Raw genomic sequence first — 969 nt, 5'->3', positions numbered from 1 at the left:
CCTCGGCGGCCTGGCTCCAGGTCGAGGACGACAACGAGGGGGCCCGGGCGCTGTACCGCCGGATGGGCTTCGCCGTGCACCACGCCTACCACCACCACCGTGCTCCCCACACATCGGAATCATCGGCTCCGGACGGTGACGGAGCGCCGTGAGCGGGCACGAACCGGTTATGCGTCCCCCTTGCCCCCCGTCTCCCGAGCGCTCCGCCGAGCTGCGCCGGCGGTTCGCCGAGGAGGCCCGCTGCGAGCGGCCCGACCTGTCCACGCTGTGCCTGCTGATCGGTGCGGAGGCGGACGGCACCCTGGACGAGACCGGCCTGGACACCGCGCAGGTGGAGCTGGACCGGCTGGCCGGGGAGCTCCCCCACCGGCCCGGCTCGCCCCGGGCCTGGGCGCTCGCCCTGCTCGACCTGCTGGGTGGGCGGTACGGCTTCCACGGCACCCCGGGCGACTACCGGCGGCTGGAGTCCTCGCTGCTGCACGAGGTGCTGCGGCGGCGGCGCGGGCTGCCGATCCTGCTGTCGGTGGTGTGGCTGGAGGTGGCCCGGCGGGCGGGCGCGCCGGTGTACGGGGTGGCGCTGCCCGGGCACTTCGTCGTCGGCTTCGGGGACGTTCAGGGGCAGGTGCTCGCCGATCCCTTCGACGGGGGCCGGGTGCTGACCGGCGCCGACGCGGACCTGCTGGTCGCCGGGGCCACGGGGGCGCCGCTGGAGGCGTCGATGCTGACGCCCGCCGACCCCCTGGACGTCGTGCTGCGCGTGCTGAACAACATCCGGGCGTGGGCGGCCGCCCGTCCGGAGCGGTCCGACGTGGCCCTGTGGGCGGTGGAGCTGTCCCTGCTGCTCCCCTCGCACCCGGCGCGGCTGCGCTACGAGCGGGCCCAGGTGCTGGTCCGGCGCGGTGACTTCCTGGACGGCGCGGCCACCACCTCGGCGTACGCCTCCAGTTCGGCCGCGCCGTCCAGGAAGTC

The 969-nt window shown here is 75.7% G+C and carries 2 protein-coding genes; both read left to right on the top strand.

Annotated elements, in window-relative coordinates; all coding sequences use genetic code 11:
• On the top strand, positions 1-152 hold a 152-nt coding region (locus B7L92_RS43250; protein ID WP_497592063.1), incomplete at its 5' end, for an N-acetyltransferase.
• A 17-nt stretch (positions 153-169) separates the two neighbouring features.
• The coding region (locus B7L92_RS37415; RefSeq protein ID WP_107501736.1) for a transglutaminase-like and tetratricopeptide repeat-containing protein at positions 170-969 on the top strand (800 nt) is incomplete at its 3' end.

Origin of the sequence: Streptomyces viridosporus (assembly GCF_002078235.1) — a bacterium.
GTDB lineage: Bacteria > Actinomycetota > Actinomycetes > Streptomycetales > Streptomycetaceae > Streptomyces > Streptomyces viridosporus.
This window is presented reverse-complemented; position numbering and strand designations above follow the sequence as displayed.